General features: G+C 69.7%; 20 protein-coding genes, 1 other RNA gene and 1 pseudogene. 7 read left to right on the top strand and 15 right to left on the bottom strand.

Annotation, left to right across the window (positions count from 1 at the left end; all coding sequences use genetic code 11):
* Positions 1-17: 17 nt before the first annotated feature.
* The 6 genes from EV192_RS25885 to EV192_RS25860 all read right to left on the bottom strand — a co-directional run bounded on the left by EV192_RS25885 (position 18) and on the right by EV192_RS25860 (position 7394).
* A complete protein-coding gene (locus tag EV192_RS25885) occupies positions 18-1019 on the bottom strand; it encodes a C40 family peptidase (protein ID WP_132119646.1) in 1002 nt (333 codons plus the stop codon).
* Positions 1020-1021: 2 nt separating this feature from the next.
* Entirely contained in the window at positions 1022-1645 is a 624-nt protein-coding gene (locus EV192_RS25880) for a hypothetical protein (RefSeq protein WP_132119644.1), read from the bottom strand.
* Positions 1646-1663: 18 nt separating this feature from the next.
* Positions 1664-3682, bottom strand: coding sequence for a hypothetical protein (locus EV192_RS25875; protein ID WP_207926230.1), 2019 nt, complete (start codon positions 3680-3682; stop codon positions 1664-1666).
* Positions 3679-6498, bottom strand: a complete 2820-nt coding sequence (locus EV192_RS25870; RefSeq protein ID WP_132119881.1) for an ATP-binding protein — start codon at positions 6496-6498, stop codon at positions 3679-3681. The genes EV192_RS25875 and EV192_RS25870 overlap by 4 nt, the downstream gene beginning before the upstream one ends.
* Before the next feature lie 157 nt (positions 6499-6655).
* Complete coding sequence (locus tag EV192_RS25865; protein WP_132119642.1) at positions 6656-7117, bottom strand: hypothetical protein; 462 nt, start codon at positions 7115-7117, stop codon at positions 6656-6658.
* Positions 7118-7121: 4 nt separating this feature from the next.
* A complete protein-coding gene (locus EV192_RS25860; protein WP_207926229.1) occupies positions 7122-7394 on the bottom strand; it encodes a hypothetical protein in 273 nt (90 codons plus the stop codon).
* Positions 7395-7874: 480 nt separating this feature from the next.
* Here EV192_RS25860 and EV192_RS25855 point away from each other — a divergent pair, with 480 nt between their 5' ends.
* Complete coding sequence (locus tag EV192_RS25855; RefSeq protein ID WP_132119640.1) at positions 7875-8117, top strand: hypothetical protein; 243 nt, start codon at positions 7875-7877, stop codon at positions 8115-8117.
* Positions 8118-8169: 52 nt separating this feature from the next.
* On the opposite strand, the gene EV192_RS25850 is transcribed toward EV192_RS25855, so the two are convergent.
* The 3 genes from EV192_RS25850 to EV192_RS25840 are packed head-to-tail and all read right to left on the bottom strand — an operon-like array spanning position 8170 to position 9779.
* Positions 8170-8649 (bottom strand): SRPBCC domain-containing protein, encoded by a 480-nt coding sequence (locus EV192_RS25850; RefSeq protein ID WP_132119638.1) that lies wholly within the window; start codon positions 8647-8649, stop codon positions 8170-8172.
* Positions 8646-8966: an ArsR/SmtB family transcription factor gene (locus EV192_RS25845; protein WP_132119636.1), complete on the bottom strand. Its 321-nt coding sequence runs from the start codon at positions 8964-8966 to the stop codon at positions 8646-8648. The genes EV192_RS25850 and EV192_RS25845 overlap by 4 nt, the downstream gene beginning before the upstream one ends.
* A 33-nt stretch (positions 8967-8999) precedes the next feature.
* Entirely contained in the window at positions 9000-9779 is a 780-nt protein-coding gene (locus EV192_RS25840; RefSeq protein WP_341770897.1) for an NADPH-dependent F420 reductase, read from the bottom strand.
* Here EV192_RS25840 and EV192_RS25835 point away from each other — a divergent pair.
* A pseudogene (locus tag EV192_RS25835) lies at positions 9691-9975 on the top strand (winged helix-turn-helix transcriptional regulator); the annotation flags it as partial. The gene EV192_RS25840 and the pseudogene EV192_RS25835 sit on opposite strands and share 89 nt — an antisense overlap.
* Before the next feature lie 32 nt (positions 9976-10007).
* Here the strand turns inward: EV192_RS25835 and rnpB are convergent.
* Positions 10008-10394: RNase P RNA component class A (gene rnpB / locus EV192_RS25830), an RNA gene on the bottom strand.
* A gap of 72 nt (positions 10395-10466) precedes the next feature.
* Here rnpB and EV192_RS25825 point away from each other — a divergent pair.
* Positions 10467-10997, top strand: a complete 531-nt coding sequence (locus EV192_RS25825) for an NAD(P)H-dependent oxidoreductase (RefSeq protein WP_165960601.1) — start codon at positions 10467-10469, stop codon at positions 10995-10997.
* Here the strand turns inward: EV192_RS25825 and EV192_RS25820 are convergent.
* Entirely contained in the window at positions 10992-12329 is a 1338-nt protein-coding gene (locus EV192_RS25820; RefSeq protein WP_132119632.1) for an FAD-dependent oxidoreductase, read from the bottom strand. The two genes, EV192_RS25825 and EV192_RS25820, sit on opposite strands and share 6 nt — an antisense overlap.
* A gap of 90 nt (positions 12330-12419) precedes the next feature.
* Here EV192_RS25820 and EV192_RS25815 point away from each other — a divergent pair, with 90 nt between their 5' ends.
* Both EV192_RS25815 and EV192_RS25810 read left to right on the top strand, forming a co-directional pair.
* A complete protein-coding gene (locus EV192_RS25815; RefSeq protein ID WP_132119630.1) occupies positions 12420-12962 on the top strand; it encodes a TetR/AcrR family transcriptional regulator in 543 nt (180 codons plus the stop codon).
* 9 nt (positions 12963-12971) lie between these two features.
* Positions 12972-13727 carry a sugar phosphate isomerase/epimerase family protein gene (locus tag EV192_RS25810; RefSeq protein WP_132119628.1) on the top strand — a complete coding sequence of 252 codons (756 nt, stop codon included), beginning with the start codon at positions 12972-12974 and terminating at the stop codon, positions 13725-13727.
* Here the strand turns inward: EV192_RS25810 and EV192_RS25805 are convergent.
* From EV192_RS25805 to cobC, 4 genes are read right to left on the bottom strand one after another with little or no spacing between them, the layout of a single operon-like run.
* Positions 13671-14786, bottom strand: a complete 1116-nt coding sequence (locus tag EV192_RS25805; RefSeq protein WP_132119626.1) for a bifunctional RNase H/acid phosphatase — start codon at positions 14784-14786, stop codon at positions 13671-13673. The genes EV192_RS25810 and EV192_RS25805 overlap by 57 nt on opposite strands.
* A complete protein-coding gene (locus EV192_RS25800; protein ID WP_132119624.1) occupies positions 14744-15481 on the bottom strand; it encodes a zinc ribbon domain-containing protein in 738 nt (245 codons plus the stop codon). Before EV192_RS25800 ends, EV192_RS25805 begins: the two co-directional genes overlap by 43 nt.
* On the bottom strand, positions 15471-16286 hold the full coding sequence (locus tag EV192_RS25795; RefSeq protein WP_132119622.1) for a Nif3-like dinuclear metal center hexameric protein: 816 nt from the start codon (positions 16284-16286) through the stop codon (positions 15471-15473). Before EV192_RS25795 ends, EV192_RS25800 begins: the two co-directional genes overlap by 11 nt.
* On the bottom strand, positions 16270-17286 hold the full coding sequence (cobC, locus tag EV192_RS25790; protein WP_132119620.1) for an Rv2231c family histidinol phosphate aminotransferase CobC: 1017 nt from the start codon (positions 17284-17286) through the stop codon (positions 16270-16272). The genes EV192_RS25795 and cobC overlap by 17 nt, the downstream gene beginning before the upstream one ends.
* Before the next feature lie 37 nt (positions 17287-17323).
* Between cobC and EV192_RS25785 the strand changes: the two genes are divergently transcribed.
* Positions 17324-17776 (top strand): low molecular weight protein-tyrosine-phosphatase, encoded by a 453-nt coding sequence (locus tag EV192_RS25785; protein ID WP_132119618.1) that lies wholly within the window; start codon positions 17324-17326, stop codon positions 17774-17776.
* Positions 17773-18588, top strand: a complete 816-nt coding sequence (locus EV192_RS25780; protein WP_132119616.1) for a fructosamine kinase family protein — start codon at positions 17773-17775, stop codon at positions 18586-18588. The genes EV192_RS25785 and EV192_RS25780 overlap by 4 nt, the downstream gene beginning before the upstream one ends.
* Positions 18589-18592: the final 4 nt, after the last annotated feature.

The raw sequence follows: 18592 nt of genomic DNA, 5'->3' as shown, positions 1-18592 counted from the left end.
CTGCACTGGTCCTCTCCTCAGACTCCGGGCCGCACTGCCTGGCGTACCAGTTCCGCTTCGGTCCATCGCACCGGGCGGATGTGCACGGGCACCCCGGTCTGCTGGGCCTCGACGATTTTCCCATCTCCGAGATACATCGCCACGTGGTGAATGGTGACCGGATCGCCTGGGTCGTACGCCCAGAACAGCAGGTCACCGGGCTGTGCCTGCGCCACGGGCAGCAGTGCGCCGGCGTGATACTGGTCCTTGGAAACCCTCGGAAGGAGGACACCGCCCGTCCGGTACGACTGCAACATCAGGCTCGAACAGTCGTAGGAGTCCTGGCTGGTGGTCGGCGCGCCCCACAGGTACGGCTTGCCCTGCTGGGACAGGGCGAACTCGATCGCCTTGCCCGCCGCCGCGGTCGGCGCCGGCAGCAGGTCGCCGAAGCTCCGCCCGCAGCCGGCCGGGTCAGGCACCTCGCCGACGCTGCCGATCAACGCCGCGGCCATCGACTCCCAGCGGTTGTACCGGTCCGGGAACGCCGACCGCTCCACGTCCTGCGCCGAGTCGCCCGGCCGCTGCTCCTTCCAGTTCGGGACGGCCGTCAGCACGTCGTAGAACTTGTTGATCGAGTAGTTCGGGTCGACCACCTGGTCCGGCGAACCCCAACCCATGGACGGGCGCATCTGGAACATGCCCAGCGAGTCCCGGTCGCCGTAGTTGAGGTTCCGCAGGCCCGACTCGGTCATCCCGGCCTGGATCGCGACCTGCCAGGCCAACGGCGGCAGCTGGCGGTTCTTGCCGATCGAGATGATCAACGAGACGTTGGCGCGCTGCTCGCCGTTCAGGTTGGACGCGTCGTCACCGCCGTTCGCCGCGTTGCCCTGCACCAGCTGCGGCCCGAGGGCGGCGTTGCAGTTCATCGCCGCGAGAGCCGGGTTCGACGCCGACCCCACCACGGAGGTCACCGCGCCGGTCGTGAGGACCACGGCCATCACGACCACGGCAGCGATGACAAGCAACACCGCCGCGCGCATCGCTAACCCACCTCGTCGTGCTCGTTCACACGCCAACCATCGGCGGTCTTGACCAACGTGAGGTGCAGCTTCTTGTCATCGGTCGGCACGTCGACCGTGAGCGAACTGACGTAGGAGTCCGGAGTAGCCACTGGGTCCCCGGTGACCTTGCTCTGCGTGACCGCCTTCGGGTCGATCTTCGACAGGGACGCCCCCAGGTACTCATCGGTCGTGAACGGCCGCAGCCCGTCGAGCCACTGGCTCGCCGTCACACCGTCGTGCTTGACGAACGCCGCGGCCCACTTCTTCGCCACGTCCAACGCGGCCTGGTCGGCCTTGGCCGGGGTCTTGTTGTCCGACGGGGACAAGCGGGTCGGCGGCGGCGACGAGGGCGGCGGCGGGATCACACCCTGCGCGCCCTGCGACGGGGTCGTCGCCGTGCTCGGCGGCGGCGCGACCGAAGTGGACTGTGCCGGCGGCTGCGCGGCCCGGGAGTCACCGACCATCCTCGGCAGGATGTAGCCCAGGAACAGCACTATCGCCAGCAGGAACAAGCCGACCGTGGCGAGATGCCTCGGAGAGCGCAGCGGCCATCCCCACAGCTTGCGGTAAACCGCCGCACGGCCGCGATTCGTCCGGATGGGCACGTAGTCCTCCTCCCAGTCTCACCTGATGTAGGCATCGGTATCGCGCGGGTCGTCCCGCAGGGGTAGTCGTCGATGGGTTTGCGGGCTGTGGTCACCGCGAACCTCCAGGCCGCGGGACGGCCGGAAAATCACATGCACCGGCCGCCCGGCCACCATCTCGGTCTCCGCCGGCCGCGGGTTGACCACGGGCGGCGGCTCGTACACGGTCATCTCGTCGCGTCGTCGCGGACCAAGGACCTGGGACGCCACCACAACCGCGTCCTCACCGCGGTTCCAGTCGGTATCCGAGACCGGAGCGGTGTCCACGATCCGGCTGCCGTTGCGCTGCGCCGGCGGCAACGCCCCGATCGGGCCCTTGGCCGCTGGTAACGCCTGGTCGGAACCACTGGCGCTGAGCGCGAGGGTTGTCGTGCCGATCGCTGAGCGGCCCGAGCCCGCGCTTGGCGCGTTGCGGTCCATGCGTTCCGCGTTGGCCACAACAGGATTCGCCGCCTCCGGGCGTTGCCTGCGGCCATCCCGGCGCAGGACGGGCTCGCCCTCGTCGGAGTCACGCACGTTCTCCCAGAACTCGTCCTGCGGAGTGCGTTGCGCGCCCTTCCGACGGAACCTGGAGAAAAGTCCCGGCGCGGCCTGCGGCATGGCTCCGCCCACAGCACCGACCGAAAGCTCAACCATCTGCCACATCCGGCGCACAGGTCTGCCGATGATGAAGAAGATGACGGTGATCAACGCCGCCAGTGCCATCATCGCGATCGTCGGCAGGCTGTCACCCGCGCTGAAGATCGCGTTCAGCAGCATGACGTGCATGCCGGCCATCGCGGCCAGCACCAACACGTTCAGGACGACCGCGGCGGCCGCGCGGGCGACCTTGCGCAGCAGGTCGTGGTACAGGATCGCGATCAGACCGATCAGCGGCGTCGCGAGCAGGAAGATCCGCAGCAGCACCTGGGCCAGCAGCACACCCAGCTTGGCGAACAACTGGAAGAGCGAGTACACGATGCCCTGGAACATCGCGAGGATCCCGGCGCCGGTCCGGCTGCCGTCCGCGCCGGTGAAATAGCCCTTGGTGGGGCCGAGCTTGTTGGCGACGTCCTTGTACTTCGCCTTCTTCGCGTCCAACGCGCCCTGGTCGACGGTGTCCGCGCTGTCGGTCTTGGTCCACGCCTGCGCGTCCAGCAGTTGCGGCCCGAACTGTTTGGCCTCCGGCGCGTTCTCGCTGCCGAACTCGCCGCGCAACCAGTTCTGGTACACGACCTTGTCGTGCAACTGTTGCGGCAGGCTGTTGATGTCGGACTCGGGCGCGTTGTCGGCCAGGAAGCCAGCCTGGATCTGGGTAGTCTTCGACAGGAAGCGCTGTTCCATCTCCTTGTACAACGGGCCGACCAGGATGAACGACGTCGCCACCCACATCGCGGCCAGCGCCCACATTCCCCGGCGGGACACCGTCGCGAGGTCGCCGCGCCAGATGTACCGGAACAGGACCACCGCGAGGATCACCGCGGCGAGGCCGAACCACTTCACGTAGATGTTGTCGTAGAACAGTTTCGTGGCGCCTTCGATCGCGTGGTCCAGCGGACCCATGAGTTCGTTGTACGCCAACGCGTAGTGCACGCCGTTCGTGGCGGCCACGAAGTTCTTGCCCACGTCGAACAGCTGGTTGCCCATCCAGGTGCCGATCGTGGTGTTCGGGTCGGTGATCGCCTTGCCGACGATCCCGCAGTTGTTGTCGTACACATGCCAGACCTGGCCGGCGTACGCGTACTTGCCGTAGATCGTGTCCGGCATACCGTGTTCCGGACGCGGCGCGTCGAGAGCCGCGACCATGCCCGCTGTGGGACGCTCAGGGTTGGGGGCCTGTGCGCAGTCCTGGGCCAGGGCGTTGGGGGCGAAGACCATGAGTTGCAGGCTCATGATCGCGGTGACGATCCAGAACGCCTTACGGCGGCCGATGGGGCGCGGTGACCACCTGCGTCTGCGGCGCCGTCGCGCTGCGATGAACAGCGCGACGGTGAGGGACAGGAAGACCGCGGTGCTCATGCGGCACTTTCCCGGTCTGGCTTCTTTCCGCCGACCGGCTCCTCGATCGCCTCCTCGGTGAGTCCAAGCTCGAAGTCGGCTTCCAGTTCGAAGTCGGCGTCCGCGTCGGCGTACTGGGTCGGGGGTTCCTCCACTACGGGCACGGGCACCTCCTGCTGGGCCGCGCGGGCGGCGCCGACCGGGTCGCGCAGCGCGTCCGGTGTGGTGTCCATGACGATCCGGAACTGGTCCAGGTGCGGGCCGGAGAAATCGGCCCGGATCCGTTCCACGCCACCGGTTCCGTCCGCGAAAATGAACTGTCTGGGGGCTCGGTCGCGCTCGTTCTCGGTGCGCTGGGCGGGCCGGCGGCCCAGGGCCGCCACCACTTGTTCGTAGCCCGCGCCGATCGGGACCTTCAGCAGTCGCAGGGCGTCCGCCTGGGCCTGGTCGTCGTCGAGCCGGCCGACGAACACCGAGTCCAGCAGGGTCACGAAACCCTGGATCCGCAGGAAGTCCGCGGGGATCTGGCTGGACAGCAGGACGCGCACGTTCCACTTCCGGGAGTCACGCGAGAACCTGTTCATCAGCACACGACCGGTCGGCACCTCGGACAAGAAGAACGCCTCGTCGATCCAGACGCCTTTGCGCATGTCCTTGGGGCGCTCGTAGATGCTTCGTTGAGTCAGCCACGCCGCGAGGTTGAGCATCTCCACACCGAGCGACTCCGCGTCGGTCCAGTGCTCCCGGCCGACACCGTCCTTCGGCAGCGTCAACCCGGCCATGGTCAACACGGTCAGCCGGTCGTCGCGGGTCTCGCTGTACGGGTCCGCGTCGGCTTCCGGGATCAGCAACGACATGCGTTCCCGCATCTCGTCAAGGAAGTCCGCGACCACGACGGCGTGCTCATGGTGCTCACTCGCGTCACGGCGCAACGCGTCGAACACCATGCCCGGGTGGGCGTCGAACCGGCCGCCGACGTTACGGACCGCGCGCAGCAACACGATCCGGGTCTGCGGCAGCCGCGCGACTTCGTACGGCAACAAGCCGGACAACACGTCCAGCACGAGCCGGCGGCGGGTGGCCGCGGCCAGTGCCTTCTCCCGGCGCCAGGCGCGTTCCGGGTCGTCCTCGTCCAGGAAGTGGTCGACCATCGGCTCGGCGACCACCCGGTACGGGTTGAGGATCCCGGGCTGCGCGTTGAGCAGGTTGATCGGCCGGGCGTACGGCCGCAGCTCGGGCAGGTCGCACAGGCGCGCCAACGGACCGGACGGGTCCAGGATCGTCCAGTACGCCCCGGACCGGAGCGTCTTGTACACGATTCCGCCGCCCAGGAACGACTTTCCGCCACCCAGCCCGGCGACCATCGCGGTCAGCCCGGACGAGTCCCGCAGTTCCTGCGCCATCCACGGGTCCCACGCGACCGGTCGCCGCGTCGCCGTGCACGTCTCGCCGAGCAGGATCCCGCGCCGGTCACCGACCTCGGCCGTGGCGGCTGGAACGGACGCGGCGGCCCAGATCACCGACCCGCGGCGCATGTACGCGGCGGACGCGAGCGGCTCGCCGGGGATGAACTCCCGCGCCAGCGCGTACTGCGCCTCGGGGTGTTCGATCGCGACCTTCGGCTTGTACAGGTCCAACATCTGCTGGGCCCAGCGCAACGCGTCCCGCTCGGTCGGCCCGGACACCGCGACCCGCCACCAGGAGCGGACCCGGGTGGCCAGCGCGGTGAAGCCCGAGGTCATCTCGTCCTCGATGTCCAGCACCCGCTGAGCCTGGCGGGCCAGCGACTGCGGCGGCTCCAGGCCGTGCTCGTCGGTGTAGTGCTTGACCTGCGAACGCACCTTGCCCATCTGGCGGGTCAGCTCGCCCTGGACCTCCTCGGGCCGGCGCACGTAGATCCGCGCGGACCACTCCACCGAGATCGGCAGCCGGTCGGCCTTCTGCACCCACGGGTCGTCGATCTCCGGGATCTGCAGCCCGTGCATGAGGCCGACGGTCAGCACGGCGACATGCGCCTGTACGCCGGCGTTCGACCCGGTCCGGCCGCGCACGGTGAGCGTCGGGGCGTACGGGTCCTGGTGGAAGTCGGCCGCGTCGGTGAAGCTGGCCAGGTCCTCCGGCTCCCACGCGGCCCCCGGCACCGCCGGCAGGTTGCGTGGCGCGGGCAGGCCCAGCGAGCACGACCGGTGCATCAGCCAGGACATCTCCTCGGCGGTGACCGGGCGGCCTTCCAGACCGGCCGAGCCGACCACCTGGTCGAGGTGCTCGACCTCGCTGTCCAGCGCGACCAGTTCGGCGTCCACCGCGTCCGGGAAGATCTTGCGCAGCAAGGGGGCGGCCCGTTCGACCGCCCTGTCCACCAGGTTGCGCGTCTGCACCTGGACGCCGAGGTAGACCTCTTTCTCCGCCATCGAGCGGCCCATCAGCTGCTGCTGCTCGCCGACCAGGTACTCGTCGAACGACATCGCGCCGGCCACGTCCGGGAGCCGGCCGACGGCGTTGTGCGTGTGCGCCTCCGCCCACATCCGGATCGGGTACGGCCGCGTGGTCACCCGCAGGTGCATCCACCGGCCGTGCAGTTCCGCGTACTGGCCCGCGATCGCGGAGATCAGGTCCTGGCGTTGCGAGTCGCTGCGGAACGACCAGCGCTGCGGGGCCAACCGGTACCAGGCGAACACGTCGTGCCCGGTGCGCAGCAGGTGGCCGTCGATGCTGCGGGCCGAGATCTCCGGGGTGTACGTCGGGATGGTCTGCTCGCCGGGCAGCCTGCGGTTGCGTTTCGCGGCGGCCTTGGCCTGCGCCTTGCGGCCGGCCCGGGTCGCCGGCGGCGGGGGCATGTAGTGGTTCTGGGCCGTGGCCCGGTGCCGGTGGCGATGCTGCTGACCGGCCGGGGGCAACGCGGGCTGCTCGAACGGCGGCGGCTGGTCGAACGGCTGCTGGTCGAACGGAGCCGGGTCGAACGGGCGCTGCCTCGCCTGGTCCCGCTCGTCCCGGTCAGATCCGGGCCTGCGTCGGCGTGCGAACACCGCTTACCTCCCGCCTGCGCTCTTTCACTCGGCTGTGCTGCCTCGTCCTGGGGTGCTTCACCTTGGGCCGCGGCCGTTGGCCGTTCACCCTTACTCTTGTCGCGCTCACCGCGCCACCCTGTCCGGCGTTCGTCTGCCGCGGCGCGGTCAGTTCACGGGCCCACATCGCCATCACCGCGCCGAGCGGGCGTTCGTTGCTGATCTTCGAACAGATCAGCCGGGTGAGTGCCACCGTGATCACCAGCGCCCACGCGGTGGTCCAGAAGTCGAAGCCGAACCCGATCCACCGCTCCACGGTGAGCACGATCAGGAACACGAGCACGCCGACGCCCCACGCGACGTAGCGGGCCCGCCAAGGGAAAGTCGCCTTCGGCGGCCCGAGCCACACCGCGTCGACGCGGTATACGTCGTCGTCTGTCCGTATCCGCACGCGATCAGGCCCGGAAGAGGCTGGCGATCCACTCGCCGATGTCCTTGCCGGCGTTGGTCGTCACCGCCAGTCCGATGATCGCGAGGGCGACGACGACACCTGCGAGCCTGCGCATCACGCCCGCGTTGTCGCCTTTGCCGCCGCCCAGCCAGAGCAGCAGCACGGCCACCGCGAGCAGCGCCAACGGCACAATGCTGTTCAGGATCCATTCGCGGACCCCGCCTGTGCCCAGGCCCTTCTGGTCTTGAGCGAGGGTGATCAGGGCCGTGGCCATCATCTCGAACTCCCAAATACGACGAGCGTCACGGGACGTCGTCCCGCTGTGCTTATCGAGTAGAACATGTCGGCTTCACGAGGTGTAGTGGTCGGCGAACGCACAGTAGATCCAGTTCGGCCTCCTGCTGGGCGAGGCGGGTATGTACATGACCACTCCCATGATGGAGTGGTGGGCGCCGCTCGTATGCAATGACCACCCGATTCGCCCAACATCCAGCGCAGTTCACCCGGCCGCGCAACGGTTGTTCACCCTTGGTACGACACGCTCCGGGCTCGCCAGAGTCTAGCCGACCCGTCATCCCCCGATCGGCGCAGCCAGCCGTCACCCACAGGTGCAGTACAGGGGTGTACAACGTGCACCGAACGGCAGGTCGGCCGCACGTTCAGGTGAAATTCGGCGCCGCACCGAGACGACATCGTAATCGGTCACGCGTGATCGAGAAGGTTTCGAACATGCGTTCGAGTATAGAGGGGATTCGCCATGACTCAGCCAACGCCCGGCCCCACCCCGGCGGACGCGCGCACCCGAGCGCTGCGGACGCTGCTGCAGAACCTCGTGATCGACGTCCTGCTCGGGATCATCCTGGTGGTGATGCCGGTCGTGCAGGGCACCGGCTCGGTCGACTGGCGGCTGCTGTTGGCCAGCCTGCTCAAAACGCTGTTCGCGACACTGTTGTCCTACGGCCAGCGCTTCCTGGAGGCCAAGAAGGCCGGAACGGTGTGACAGCAGGGCCCCTCGTCGCGGCGACGAGGGGCCCTGTTCGGATCGGCGGGGTTCACACGTACATCGAGTGTCCGGTCTCCAGCAACGACTTGAGGTCGGACAGGGTCTGCGGCCAGCCGCCGCCCGCGTTCTCCAGCCGGCCCGCCACCTGGTCGGCGGTGACCGGCGCCCCGGCCAGGTCGTGGGTGACCGTCAGGCTGCACACCCCGCCCGCGCCCTCGGCGATCTCGAACGTCAGCCGGGTGACCGGCTCGTCGATCCAGGCCGGATTCCACGTCTGCACGAGCTTGTGCGGCGGATCGGCCTCGATCACCTCGCCGTCGATGATCACGTCGGGCATGCCGGTGTCCTTCATCGCCTGGTTCGCGTACCCCCGATAGGCCCCGCCGGGACGCAGGTCGTACTCGACGCGGCTGCGGTAGCCGTACTTCTCCGCCCATTCGGGCTGCGTGATGGCCGCCCAGATCCGCTCCGGCGTCGCCCTGATGTAGACGCGGTGGACCTGAACAGTGGTGTTGGTCGTGGTGCTCATGGGTCTTCCTCCAGTTCGGCCTTGAGGTCCGCGAGCGCGGCCACCTGCGGCTCGGTGTACTTGTCGATCCACCGGTCGTGGATGAGCCGGATCGGCACGGAGTTGAGAAAGTGCAACTTCTCCCGGCCGGACTTGCGGGTGATCACCAGACCGGCCTCCTCGAGCACCTTGAGGTGCTTCATGACGCCGAACCGGGTCATCGCCAGTTCCGACTCCAACTCGGTCAACGTGCGACCGTCCCTGGTGAACAGCAGATCGAGCAGGAACCGCCGAGTCGGGTCGGCCAACGCCTTGAACACCCGGTCGTCGTCGGTCACAGGAGGAAGATTAGGTGACCAAAAGGTCACATGTCAACCCACGACCGGCAAGATCCCCCGCGGCTCGACGCCCTGGACCGCCAACCCGATCACGACCGCGGCCGTCGCCTCGAACAGCGCGGCCCGCTCCAGGCCACCGCCGTCCACGGCGACGCACCCAACGTCCACCACGAGGCCACGCACGATGTCCATCGCCTCAGGGTCGTCCCCGCACAGCGGAACGGCCACCGGAGGCGGCGTCTGCCGCCACAACTCGTCCGGACACAGGTTGAACGCCTTCACCACCCGCGCACCGGACTTCGCCGCCACTGACTCGGCCATCGCCGGCGTCGCGAGCGTCCATCGCCCCTGCACCACCGCGTTCGTACAGTCGATGACGACCTTCCCTGCCAACTCGGTCGCGGCGAGCACGTCCGGCACACCGTCAGCGAGCACCGCGAGCAGCACGACCTCGCCGAACTGCGCCGCCTGCGCCCAGTCCCCCGCCTGTCCACCGATCCGCTCGGCCGTCTCCCGGGCCCGGCCGGGATCGCGCCCGCTCACCATCACCTCGTGGCCGGCGCGGACCCAGTGGGTGCCCAACGCCGCCGCCATGTTCCCCGCACCGAGAATTCCGATTCGCATATCGGCGAAGTTAGGTGGCTCAATGGACACCATCAGGTATCCAACGGGAGGACTCATGACGTTCCTGGCCGACTGTCGGGCCCGGCTGGCGTTCGACCTGGTGGCCAACACCTGGACCGCGGTGGTGGTGTGGGCCCTGCGCGACGGCCCGACCCGGCCGGTCGACCTGCGCAGGCGGATCGGCGGCATCAAACCCAAGGTCCTCAACGAGACGCTGCGCAAACTGGAGTACAACGGCCTGGTGGTCCGGCAGTACCACCGGGAGGCGCCGCCGCGGGTGGACTACGCGCTCACCGAGTTGGGCCGCAGCCTGCTCGGACCGATCGGGGCGTTCGGCGAGTGGGCGCACGACCACGGCGACGAGGTGCTCGCGGCCCAGGACGCGGTGCCTGAGCCTGCTGCGACTGAGCCGGTGGGCGGACGAGCCGGCGTGTAAGCCGGATTCTGTCCCCGGGCCGAGGCCCGGGTGGCGACCATCCATCTGGGCCCGCCGTCGCCGACGGGCTCGTGCGGCCTACCCGCAGGCTCGGGCGGGCCGCCCTCGAACGCCTGCGCAGGCACCCGTGGGTGCCCTTTTGGCCTTGCTCCGGGTGGGGTTTACCGAGCCACCCCGGTCACCCGGGGTGCTGGTGGTCTCTTACACCGCCGTTTCACCCTTACCTCGGCACTGGGCCGAGGCGGTCTGTTCTCTGTGGCACTGTCCCGCGAGTCACCTCGGGTTGCCGTTGGCAACCACCCTGCCCTGTGGAGTCCGGACTTTCCTCGACACCCCGGTCGGGGCGCCGCGGTCGCCCTGCCGACTCGTCCGCGCCCACAGGGTATCTCACGGCGTGGAACCGTTTGCCCGCCCGTCGGCACCGCTGCTCTACTCGACCCGTGGCCACGATCCTGATCGTGTCAGGCAGTCCGGCACCGACCGCACCGACCGGAGTGCTGCTCAGACACGTCACCGACCTGCTGGTCGGACACGAGGTCCACACGTTGACAGTGCGTGACCTGCCGACGGTCTCCCTGCTGAGCGGGGACCTGCTGGACGGCACCATCCGGCACGCCATGGAACTGGTGGACCGGGCGGACGGGATCGTGGTGGCCAGCCCGGTCTACCGGGCCGCCTACAGCGGGCTCGTGCAGTCGTTCCTGAACCTGCTGGGCAAGGCGGCCCTGACCGGCAAGGTGCTGTTCCCCCTCGCGAGCGGCGGCTCGCAGGGCCACCTGGTGGCGATCGAGTACGCGCTGCGGCCGCTGCTGGCCGCGCGGGGCGCCGTCGACGTGGTGCCCGGCCACTTCGTCCTGGACGAGCAGATCGGCGAGACGCTGGCCGACCAGACCGCCCGGGACCTGGCCGGCGCGGTTCGCCGGTTCAGCCAGGCGCTGACCGAACATCCAGGCCTGGCAACCGCTTCATAGCCAGGTGAGCGGGGCCCGGTAGCCGTCCGGACGGACCAGGATGGGCTCGGCGACCGGGGTCACCGGCCGTACCACCCGCACGTGGTCCGGGACGTTCGCGGGCGGGTCGTTGGCGACGAGCACGAAGTGCCCGCCCCGCAAGGTTTCGTAGAGCCGGCCGGCCGCCACGGGCATGTCCGGGACGCGGGTCGCGGTGCCGTAGTCGATCGCGACACCGGAGATCATCCCCGCGGCGCGGGTGGCGATCCTGGTGCGGCGCAGGGCGAAGCCGACCAGGGTGTTGCGCACCAGACGGGTCGCCGGCGACCTGAGCATCGCCGCACGGATGATCCTGCCGCTGACGTTCAGCACCATCTTGCCCACCGGGTGCCGTTCCGTCTGGTACGTGTCCAGCAGCCGGTCGGTGGCCTGGCCGCGCAGGACGGCGGCGAGCTTCCAGCCCAGGTTGGCAGCGTCCTGCATGCCGGTGTTCATGCCCATGCCGCCCGCGGGCGAGTGGCAGTGCGCGGCGTCGCCCGCGAGGAACACCCGGCCGAACCGGTAGCTCGGCACCTGGCGTTCGTCGCTGTGGAACCGGGAGACCCAGCGCGGGTCGTGCATGCCGAAGTCCGTGCCTAGCACGCTTCGCGTGACCGCGCGGATCTCGTCCAGGTCCACCGGCGCGCTGTCCGACACCTCGCTGTTGCGGTTCCACGCGAACACGCGGTACCAGCCGTCGCCGAAGGGCGAGACGAACGCGAATCCCGGGCCCGTCGCGTTCACCGTCACGGCCGAATCGGGCTCCTCGGTGACCCGCACGTCCGCGAGCATGATCGACTTCAGCACCGACTTGCCCGGGAACGGCACGCCGAGCAACTGGCGGACCCTGCTGCCCACGCCGTCCGCGCCGACCAGGTACTTGGCTTCGTGGGTCGTGCCGTCCGCGAGCCGGGCGGTGACCGTCTCGGCGTCCTGGCTCAGTCCGACGACCTCGGCGTCGCGTTCGATCCGCGCCCCCAGCCGCTCGGCCCGCTCCAGCAGCACCGACTCGACGTTGTACTGCGGCGTGATCAGCACGTAGTTGAACCTGGTCGCCAGCGACGACAGGTCCACGGCCACCTTGCCGAACAGCCGTAGCGCGCGCAGCGGTTCACCGGTCGCGATCACCTGGTCCGCCACGCCGCGGATGTCGAGCTCCTCCAGGGTCCGCGCGTGCACCGCGAAGGCTCGCGTGGTGTTCGCCTCCGCGTGCGGACGGCGCTCCAGCACAGTCACGGAGAGACCCGCTTCGGCGAGGTCTCCGGCGAGCAACAGACCCGTCGGTCCGGCACCGACGACCAGCACGTCCGTCATGGCTTCCTCCTAAGTCAACACCTGTTGGCCAACACATGTTGACCCCTGCCGGGGTAGCTTGTCAACAGTTGTTGGCCTACAGTTGTTGACATGCGGAACTCCGAGGCCACCCGGGCCGCGATCCTGACCGCCGCCCGCGACCAGTTCGCCTCGGAGGGGTACGAGCGCGCCACCATCCGGTCGATCGCCAAGCAGGCCGGCATCGACCCGGCGATGGTCATGCGCTACTACGGCAACAAGGAGAAGCTGTTCGCCGCCGCGGCCGAGTTCGACCTGCGCCTGCCCGACCTGACCGAGGTGCCCGAGTCCGAACGCGGCGCGGTCCTGATGCGACACATCCTCGACCGCTGGGAAGCCGACGAGACATTGATGGCGTTGCTGCGGGCCGCGGTCACCAACCAGACGGCCGCGGAACGGATGCGGACGATCTTCGCCGCCCAGGTCGGGCCGGCGCTGCTGAGGATCGCGGACGACCCGGCGGCGGTCCCCCGCCGCGCCGGGTTGCTCGCGTCCCAGGTGCTCGGGTTCGCGCTGTGCCGGTACGTCCTGAAGTTCCCGCCGCTCGTCGACCTGCCCACCGACGAGGCGGTCCGTTACGTCGGGCCGACCCTGCAGCGGTACCTGAGCTCCTAGAATGCGGCCATGCTTGGCTTCTCCACGCTTGGCTGTCCCGGCCGGCCGCTGGCCGAGGTCGCCGAACTCGCCCGCGCGTACGGGATCGCGTGCGTCGAACTGCGGTGCGCCGACGACGAACCCGTGCACGTCGGCATGTCCGGTGACGACCGCGAACGGGCCCGGCGGGACCTCGCCGGACTGGTGATCAACTCGCTGGCCTCCTACTACCGGCTGTGCGACGACCCGGTCGACAAGCTGGCGGCGCACGTCGAGTTGGCGCACGACCTGGGTGTGGCCGCGATCCGCGTCTTCCCCGGCAGGTCGCCGGAGACGTCGGTGGACCTCGCGGCCGAGCGCCTGGCCGCGGCCGCCCAGATCGCGGGCGGGGTCACGCTCCTGGTGGAGACGCACGACCTTCTGTTGCGTGGCAAGGAGATCGCCGCCGTCCTGCAGAGGTCCGGAGTCTCCGGGGTCGGCGCGGTCTGGGACTGCATGCACACCTGGCGGGCCGGTGAGTCCCCGGCCGAGGCGGCCGAGGCACTGCGGCCGTGGCTGGGCGAACTGCAGATCAAGGACGCCGCCTCAGCCCAGGACAGGCGTCCGCTCGTCCCAGGGACCGGCACCGTGCCGATCGCCGAAACCCTGGCCGCCGCCCAGGACTTCACCGGACCGGTCGTGCTGGAGCACGAAACCAGGTGGTACGCGGACGCGGCGCCGTTCGAGGACTCACTCGCCGCGTTCGTCCGGATGATGATGGGAGATGTCGTTGACCAACCGGACTGAGGCGTTCCCGTCCGGGTAGAACTCCACAATGGACAGTGAGGCCAGGTCGAGGTGCAGCCGGTAGAGCAGCGACGGGCCGGTGTCCAGGGCGAACCGCAGCAGCGACTTGATCGGCGTGACGTGGCTGACCAGGACGATCGTCCGGCCGCCGTGGGTCGCGATCAGGTCGTCCATGGTGGTCCGTACCCGGTTGAACACCGTGTCGAAGCTCTCACCGCCCGGGGCGGGCACCGAGGCGTTGGTCAGCCAGCGGCGATGGAGGTCCGGGTCGCGTTCGGCGGCTTCGGCGAAGGTCAGGCCTTCCCACCGGCCGAAGTCGGTCTCGATCAGCCCGTCGTGCATCGTCACCTGGCCGCCGGTCGCGTCCGCGACAGCCTGGGCGGTCTGCCGGGTGCGCCCCAAGGGTGACGAGACGATCGGCGTCGAACCGTCCACACTGTCCATTGCGGACAGTCGGGCGGCGGCGGCACGGGCCTGGTGTTCCCCCAACGGGGTCAGCGGCGGTTCGCCGCGGCCGGAGTAGCGGCGTTCCACCGACATCGCCGTCTGTCCGTGCCGCAGCAACAACATCCGGGTCGGCTTGCCCTTGGCGCCGGTCCAGCGGGTCGGCGTCGGCCGGTCTTCGGCCGCGTCCATGGCCTCGTTGGCCAGCCGGTCGGCGTGCTTGTTCAGCTCACGCGGGATCCACTCGAACGTGACCCGGTCGAACTTGCCGACCAGTTCGCGGGCCTCGCGGGCGAGCGACTGCATCGACGGGTGCTTGACCTGCCAGCGACCGGACATCTGCTCCACCACGAGCTTGGAGTCCATCCGGACCTCGGCCTCGGTCGCGCCCAGATCCAGCGCCGCCGTCAGCCCGGCGATCAGGCCCTGGTACTCGGCCACGTTGTTGGTGGCTACCCCGATACTCGCGGAACGTTCGGCGAGCACTGAGCTTTCGTCGTCGAACACGACCGCGCCGTAGCCGGCAGGCCCCGGATTGCCCCGGGAACCGCCGTCGGCTTCGATCCTTGTTCTCACAGACCGGACTCCGGAGTACGAACCAGAATCGCGCCGCATTCCTCACACCGGACGACCTCGTCCGGCGGCGCCGCCTTGATCTGCGCGATCACCGACCGGTCCAGCTCCAACCGACACGCCCCACACCGGCGCGACCGCAACAGCGCGGCGCCCGTGCCCTTCTGTTCACGAACCCGGTTGTACAGGGCCAGCAGTTCCGCGGAGAACTTCGGCAGCAGGCCCTCGCGGTGCGCGGACGAGCGGGCCTCCTGGGTCTCAAGGTCGGCGAAAACCTCGTCCCGACGCGACGACGCGTCCGTCACGGCGGCCTCGGCCTTGGCCAGTTCGACCTCGGTGTGCTGGACGTCCATCTCCAGCGCCTCACGGCGTTCCATCAGCTCCAGCAGGTCGTCCTCAAGGGCGCCCTGCCGGCGCCGCAGGGTGGCGATCTCGTGTTCGAGGTCGGTCATCTGCTTGGCCGCGACCGTGCCCGACTGGAGCAGCTTGTTGTCCCGGTCGGAGCGCGACCGGACCGCGTCGATCTCCTTCTCCTGCCGCTTGACCTCGCGGTCCAGGTCGTCGACCTGGGTGCGGACAGCGACCTGCGCGTCCCTGCGCCCCTGCACGGCCTTCTCCGCCGCCACGATCTCGGCGATCTCCGGCAGCGTGCGGCGGCGGTGCTCGATCCGCGCCAGCTCGCCGTCGGCCTCGGCCAGGTCCAGGAGCTGGCGCTGTACTGCTGGGTCAGCTTTCAAGACTGTCCTCCCGGAGGGTCCAAGGGTCGGTACGGCGGGTGGAGACGTGAATGTCGACGTTACCCCCGAAGGCGGCGCGCAGGACGCCCGCCGCCTGGTCGCACCACGGCCACTCGCTGGCCCAGTGCGCGACGTCGACCAGGGCGGGTGCGTCGCTCGTCGAGTCGAGGTGCTCGCCGGCGACATGGTGGCGGAGATCGGCCGTGACGTACGCGTCCACACCGGCTCGGGTGGCGTCGGCAAGCAGCGAGTCACCGGCGCCACCACAGACCGCGACCGTCCTAATGAGACGATCTGGGTCGCCGGCGCCGCGGACACCAGTCACAGTGCGCGGCAGCTTGGCGGCGACCAGCCGGACGAACTCGTTGAACGGCACCGGTCGCGGCAGGTCACCCACCCGGCCGAGACCGGTCGGGCCGTCACCGCTGAGCGGTCCCCGCACGGTCAGTCCGATCGTCTGCGCCAACGCGTCGGACACGCCAGGCGACGCGGAGTCAGCGCTCGTGTGCGCGCAGTACAAGGCCACGTTCGCCCTGATCAGCCGGTGCACCAGGCTACCCTTGGGGGTACTCGCCGGGACGCCGTGGACACCCTTCAGCAGCAACGGATGGTGGGCGACGAGCATTCCGGCGCCCAGTTCGACCGCTTCGTCCACTGTGGAGTCCACCGGGTCGACGCAGACCAGAACCCGGCCGGCGGGCTCCGCGGGATCGCCGCAGACCAGGCCGACCGCGTCCCACGGTTCGGCGAGGTCCGGCGGGTACGCGGCCTCCAGCGCCGCCACGACTTCACCGACCGTAGTCACGCCATGCCTCCAGCAGTCGTGTGGTCTCCGCCTGCGGCCGAACCGCGAGCCTGATGTGGTCGACCGTCAACCCGGGGAACGTCTCGCCCCGCCGGACCGCGATCTTCCTGTCCCGTAACGCTTCCCGCAGCCGGCGGCCGTCCGGGACGCGGACGAGCACGAAGGGCGCGGTCGGTCCGACCACGATCTCGATGCCGGCGGCGGTCAACGCTGTCACGAAGTCGTCCTTGTCCGCCAAGGCTTTTCGGGCCATCTCGGTGGACTCCGCGACCGCGCCCGGCGAGCAGCACACCGACACGGCCTCCAGCACGAGCGACCCCACAGGCCACTGTGGACGGTCGACGGCCAGCCGGGCGAGCACCTCCGGCGCACCCAGAGCGTAACCCGCGCGCAGCCCGGCCAGCGCCCACGTCTTGGTGAGACTGCGGAACACCAGGACCCGCGGGTCGCCGGACAGCGATTCGGGCTCGCCCGGGATCGCATCCATGAACGCCTCGTCGACCACGACGATCCGGCCCGGCCGGGCCAGCCGCCGGATCAGCGCGGCCGGATGCGTGACCGATGTCGGGTTGGTCGGGTTGCCGATCACCACCATGTCGGCCTCGTCGGGCACCAGCTCGGGCCGCAGGACGTAGTCCCCGGACAGCATCACCCGCCGCACGGGGACACCCGCGGTCCGTAGCGCGACCTCGGGCTCGGTGAACTGCGGATGCACGATCGCGGCCAGCCGGGGCCGCAGGTTCGGCAGCAGCGCGAACCCCTCAGCCGAGCCGTTGAGCACCAGCACCTCGTCCGGTCCACGGCCGTGACGTGCCGCGACGGCTTCCCGGGCGGCCAGGTCGTCCACGTCGGACGGATACGTGGCGAGCCGGTCGATGGCCGCCGCCAGCCGGTCCCGCAGCCAACGCGGCGGCGCCGGCAGCCAGACGTTGACCGCGAAGTCCAGCATGCCCGGCGCGGTGTCCCTGTCGCCGTGGTGCCTCAGGTCTTCGCTGGTCATCGGGGAGAGCTTAGGCGCATGGGTAGGGTGGTCATTCGTGCGCCTGGCATTCATCTGCACCGGAAACATCTGCCGGTCCCCGATCGCCGCCCTGGTGGTCGGCGAACACCTGCGTCGCGCGGGCCTGGACGACGTCGAAGTGACGAGTGCCGGCACCGGCGCCTGGCACGTGGGCGAACCGGCCGACTCGCGGGCCCAGAAGGTCCTGCTCGACCACGGCTACCCGGCCGAGCACATGGCCGCCCAGGTCGGGCCCGAGCACCTGGCCGCCGACCTGCTGCTGGCCATGGACACCGGGCACTACCGGGCGTTGCGCGGGATGACCGACCCGGACAAGGTCCGGATGTTCCGGTCGTTCGACCCGGACGCGGGCACCGACCTGAACGTGCCCGACCCGTACTACGACGGCGTCGACGACTTCGAAGTCGTGCTCCGGATGATCGAAGCGGCCACTCCCGGCCTGATCCAGTGGGTACGAGAGAACCTGTGACGCCGCTGGCGGCCGTCACCGAGCTCACCGGGGTCCCGGCCATCGGGGCGCACCGGCTCGGCGGTGACGTCTACGAGGTGGAACTCGAAGACGGCGACCTGGTCGTCGCCAAACGGCACACGCACCCGACCGCGGTCCTGGCCGAGGCGAAGTCCCTGGAGTGGATCGGCGAGGCCGTGCTCACCCCGGCTGTTCGCGCGCACGACGACGAGTGGTTGGTGATCGAACAGGTCGAACCGGGCCAGCCGCGCGACGCCGAGGCGCTCGGCCGCGGCCTGGCGGCGATGCACCGCGCGGGGGCGCCCGCGTTCGGTTCGCCGCCGCCGGACGGTCCGGCCGACGCCTGGATCAGCATGGCACCGATGACTGACATCCCGGCCAGCACATGGGCTGAGTTCTATGCCACCCAACGGATCGAGCCGTACGTACGGCAGGCCGGGCTGCCTGCGGAGACGTTCGACGCGGTGTGCGCGACCCTCACCGACGTTCCCGTCGAACCCCCGGCCCGGCTGCACGGCGACCTGTGGTCCGGGAACGTGCACTGGGCCACGGACGGCCGCGCCTGGCTGATCGACCCCGCCGCCCACGGCGGCCACCGCGAGACCGACCTGGCCATGCTGCAACTCTTCGGGTGCCCGTTGCTTGACCGGGTGCTCGGCGCGTACCACGAGGTGTACCCGCTGGCCGACGGCTGGCGGCAACGAGTCGCCCTGCACCAACTCTTCCCGCTGCTGGTGCATACCGTCCTCTTCGGCGGCGGCTACGCGACCCAGGCGATGTCCGCGGCACGGGCCTGGCTGCGCGCGGCCTAGGCCG

The sequence above is a fragment of the Actinocrispum wychmicini genome, from assembly GCF_004345645.1.
Taxonomy (GTDB): Bacteria; Actinomycetota; Actinomycetes; order Mycobacteriales; family Pseudonocardiaceae; genus Kibdelosporangium; species Kibdelosporangium wychmicini.
This window is presented reverse-complemented; position numbering and strand designations above follow the sequence as displayed.